Origin of the sequence: Trebonia sp. (genome assembly GCF_049794275.1) — a bacterium.
GTDB lineage: Bacteria > Actinomycetota > Actinomycetes > Streptosporangiales > Streptosporangiaceae > Trebonia.
Window position 1 is genome coordinate 1 of record NZ_JBARCR010000033.1, and the last position, 3783, is coordinate 3783.

Annotated in this window: 4 protein-coding genes; 1 reads left to right on the forward strand and 3 read right to left on the reverse strand. The window is 68.0% G+C overall.

Translation table 11 applies throughout. The features are described from left to right. Positions 1 to 237 precede the first annotated feature (237 nt). Both WA805_RS00890 and WA805_RS00895 read right to left on the reverse strand, forming a co-directional pair. Positions 238 to 2628, reverse strand: a complete 2391-nt coding sequence (locus WA805_RS00890; protein WP_425241416.1) for an ATP-binding cassette domain-containing protein — start codon at positions 2626 to 2628, stop codon at positions 238 to 240. 31 nt (positions 2629 to 2659) lie between these two features. Further along, complete coding sequence (locus tag WA805_RS00895; RefSeq protein ID WP_422284396.1) at positions 2660 to 3016, reverse strand: VOC family protein; 357 nt, start codon at positions 3014 to 3016, stop codon at positions 2660 to 2662. Here WA805_RS00895 and WA805_RS00900 point away from each other — a divergent pair. Next, positions 3015 to 3392, forward strand: coding sequence for a hypothetical protein (locus tag WA805_RS00900; protein WP_422275762.1), 378 nt, complete (start codon positions 3015 to 3017; stop codon positions 3390 to 3392). The two genes, WA805_RS00895 and WA805_RS00900, sit on opposite strands and share 2 nt — an antisense overlap. Before the next feature lie 32 nt (positions 3393 to 3424). Here WA805_RS00900 and WA805_RS00905 read toward each other — a convergent pair whose 3' ends face one another. Then, positions 3425 to 3631 carry a hypothetical protein gene (locus WA805_RS00905; RefSeq protein WP_422275760.1) on the reverse strand — a complete coding sequence of 69 codons (207 nt, stop codon included), beginning with the start codon at positions 3629 to 3631 and terminating at the stop codon, positions 3425 to 3427. Between the last annotated feature and the right edge of the window lie 152 nt (positions 3632 to 3783).

The window sequence follows — 3783 nt, forward strand, 5'->3', positions numbered from 1 at the left end:
CTGCCCCCGCTGCCCTTGTCCCGCGGGCGATCGATTCCAGCGACACCGTCGGGTAGAAGTAGTGGTAGGCCTCCAGTGCTCGCCGCCGGTCCTGCTCGCGGTGTGCCATCTCGGCACTGGGCTGCGCGGGGAAGTCGTGCTCGAACTCGATGGCGCTCGTCATATCGGTATTCACCCACGGCCTGCGGGCAGGTGGCCTCACCCTGGCCGGGTGAAGCCGCTCCGCTGGTCTTCCGGTCAGGCGCCGACGTAGGCCGCGAGGTGCTTGCCGGTGAGCGTGGGGCGGTCGGCGACGAGATCGGCGGGCGTGCCCTCGAAGACGATCCGGCCGCCGTCGTGGCCGGCGCCGGGGCCGAGGTCGATGATCCAGTCGGCGTGCGCCATGACCGCCTGGTGGTGCTCGATGACGATGACCGACTTGCCGGAGTCGACGAGCCGGTCGAGGAGGCCGAGCAGTTGCTCTACGTCGGCGAGGTGCAGGCCGGCGGTCGGCTCGTCGAGGACGTAGATCCCGCCCTTCTCCGCCATGCGGGTCGCCAGCTTGAGTCGCTGCTGCTCGCCGCCCGACAGGGTAGTGAGAGGCTGGCCGAGGCTCAGGTAGCCGAGCCCGACGTCGGCAAGGCGGCCGAGGATGACGTGCGCCGCCGCGTTCTTGGCGTCGCCGGCGGCGAAGAACTCCCCGGCTTCGGCTACCGGCATGGCGAGCACCTCGCTGATGTTCCGGCCGCCGAGGCGGTACTCGAGCACCGATGCCTGGAACCGCTTGCCCTCGCACTCCTCGCAGGTGGTAGCGACGCCAGCCATCATCGCCAGGTCGGTATAGATGACGCCGACGCCGTTGCAGTTGGGGCAGGCGCCCTCTGAGTTGGCGCTGAACAGCGCCGGCTTCACGCCGTTGGCCTTCGCGAACGCGTTGCGGATCGGGTCGAGCAGCCCGGTGTAGGTCGCGGGGTTGCTCCGCCGCGAGCCGCGGATCGAGGTCTGGTCGACCGACACCACCTCGTCCCGCCCGGATACCGAGCCATGGATCAGCGAGCTCTTGCCGGAGCCGGCGACGCCGGTCACGACGACCAGCACGCCGAGCGGGATGTCGACGTCGACGTCGCGCAGGTTGTGGGTGCTCGCGCCGCGGACTTCGAGCGCGCCGGCCGGCGTCCGCACCTTCTCCTTGAGGGTGGCCCGGTCGTCGAAATGGCGGCCCGTGATGGTGCCGCTGGCCCGCAGCCCCCCGATGGTGCCCTCGAAACAGACGGTGCCGCCCGCCGTTCCAGCGCCGGGGCCGAGGTCGACGACGTGGTCGGCGATCGTGATCGTCTCCGGCTTGTGCTCCACGACCAGCACCGTGTTGCCCTTGTCCCGCAGTCGCAGCAGCAGCTCGTTCATCCGCTGGATGTCATGGGGATGCAGCCCGATCGTCGGCTCGTCGAAGACGTAGGTGACGTCGGTGAGCGAGGAGCCGAGCTGGCGGATCATCTTGACGCGCTGCGCCTCGCCGCCGGACAGCGTGCCCGCCGCCCGGTCGAGCGAGAGGTAGCCAAGCCCGATTTCCGTGAACGAGTCGAGGGTGTGCTTGAGAGTGACGAGCAGCGGCGCTACCGACGGCTCGTCGAGCGCCCCGATCCATTCGGCAAGATCGCGGATCTCCATCGCGCACGCGTCGGCAATGTTGATCCCCTTGATCTTCGACGACCTGGCTGGCTCCGCCAGCCGGGTCCCCCCGCACTCCGGGCACGCGCTGAAGGTCACCGCCCGCTCCACGAACGCCCGGATGTGCGGCTGCATCGCGTCCGGGTCCTTCGACAGCATCGATTTCTGGATCCGGGGCACCAGGCCCTCGTATGTCATGTTGATGCCCGCGATCTTCATCCGGACCGGCTCGCGGTACAGGAAGTCGTGCAGCTCCTTCTTGGTGAAGTCGCGGACCGGCTTGTCCGGGTCGAAGAAGCCCGACTCGATGTAGAGGCGAGAGTTCCAGCCGCCCCCGGTGTAGCCGGGAGCGGTGATCGCGCCCTCCCTGAGCGACTTGGACGCGTCGAACAGCTGGGTGAGGTCGATGTCGGAGATGGTGCCCCGGCCCTCGCACCGCGGGCACATCCCGCCGGTGATGCTGAAGCTGCGCCGCTCCTTGACGGTCTTCCCGGCGCGCTCCAGGGTGACCGCGCCGGCTCCGCTGATCGAAGGGACGTTAAAGGAGAACGCCTTGGGCGAGCCGATGTGCGGCTGCCCGAGCCGGCTGAACAGGATGCGCAGCATCGCGTTGGCGTCAGTGGCGGTGCCGACCGTGGAACGCGGGTCGGCACCCATCCGCTGCTGGTCGACGATGATCGCGGTCGTCAGCCCTTCGAGCACGTCAACCTCGGGCCGCGACAGGGTCGGCATGAAGCCCTGCACGAACGCGCTGTAGGTCTCGTTGATCAGCCGCTGCGACTCCGCCGCGATCGTGCCGAACACCAGTGAGCTCTTGCCCGAGCCGGAGACGCCGGTGAACACCGTGAGCCGGCGCTTCGGGATCTCGATGCTGACGTCCTTGAGATTGTTCTCCCGGGCGCCGTGCACGCGGATCAGGTCGTGACTGTCGGCAGCGTGCGGCTCAGGCGCCTGCGTCTCCGGCCTCGTGGCCATGCTCATCCTGTCTCCATCTTGTCGGGCGGCGCCGCCCTCACCTGTCCTGCAGCAGCCCGAGGACGTTGCCGTCGGGATCGGTGACGGTGGCCACCAGCCGGCCGCCGCCGACGTCGCGCACGGGGTCCTTCACGGTGGCGCCCGCAGCGGTCACCTCGGCCAGCTTCGCCTCGATGTCCGGCACGTGCCAGTAGGCCACCGGCGAGGTCATGGCCTGCGGCCCGCCGCCCGGCACCAGCCCGATGTGCTGGCCCGCGGCGTCGAAGCCTACATAGTAGGCCGCGTCGGCCGATGGCTCCACGCCGAGCAGAGCGGCGTACACGGGCTTGGCCTTAGCGAGGTCGGACACGGGATGCAGGACGGTCTTGATTCCCTCTGTGGCGGATCCGGTCATGGTCACTCCTGAAATCGTGGGTCACATCGACAGCCCGATTGCCCCCAGAGCTGTCGCTTTCCGTCTCGTCAGCCAGTATGCCGACGGCGCCCCGGCGGATGCTTCTTCGTTCCTGCCCAGTCTCGGGCCGGTGTTTGAGACCCGCTTCCCCGGGCAGCAAATTCGTGCGGCAAGCTTGGCCCTTGGAGGTGCCATGGGGAAGAAGCTGGTGGAGCTCCTGCTCTGTATTCTCCACCCGGTAGCGGTCGTGCTCATGTGGATCAATCTGGTGTCACGGACCGACCTGACCACCGTCGGCAAGCTAGCGTGGGCCATCTTCGGGCTGATTCCGCTCGTGCCCTTCTTGTACGTGCTGACCGGCGGCGATCTCTTCTGAGCGCTGCGTCGGCCGGCGCACGCTAGCGCTGGTCATTGCGCTCGGGATTCGGACTTCCCCCGGGCCAGGATGTATGCGGCCCAGAAGATCAGCGCCGCTGTGGCGAACAGAGCCACTCCCCACCGGTAGCCATGCGTGAGCAGCAGGCTGCCGAGGACCAGGTTCCAAGTACCGGCGGCGATGCGCACGCCAGTGCAGATGTAGGGGTGACGGTAACCCCATGACGTTGCTGCGTACATTGTGATATCTCCTTTTGCAATCGGCGACCGGCCATTCCGGTCATCTATCTCGATGCTCCCTGGGCGGCAAAAGGAGATCCACCGTGCGCCCACCCTGTCTGCGGTACGGCTAGCACGGTCCCGGCTCGGTCAGCGCGGCTACGCTGAGGATC

Bases quoted from the DNA above. Each gene is read 5' to 3' on its own strand.
- WA805_RS00890 (WP_425241416.1), bottom strand. From the start codon at position 2,628: ATGAGCATGGCCACGAGGCCGGAGACGCAGGCGCCTGAGCCGCACGCT.
- WA805_RS00900 (WP_422275762.1), top strand. From the start codon at position 3,015: ATGGTCACTCCTGAAATCGTGGGTCACATCGACAGCCCGATTGCCCCC.
- WA805_RS00895 (WP_422284396.1), bottom strand. From the start codon at position 3,016: ATGACCGGATCCGCCACAGAGGGAATCAAGACCGTCCTGCATCCCGTG.
- WA805_RS00905 (WP_422275760.1), bottom strand. From the start codon at position 3,631: ATGTACGCAGCAACGTCATGGGGTTACCGTCACCCCTACATCTGCACT.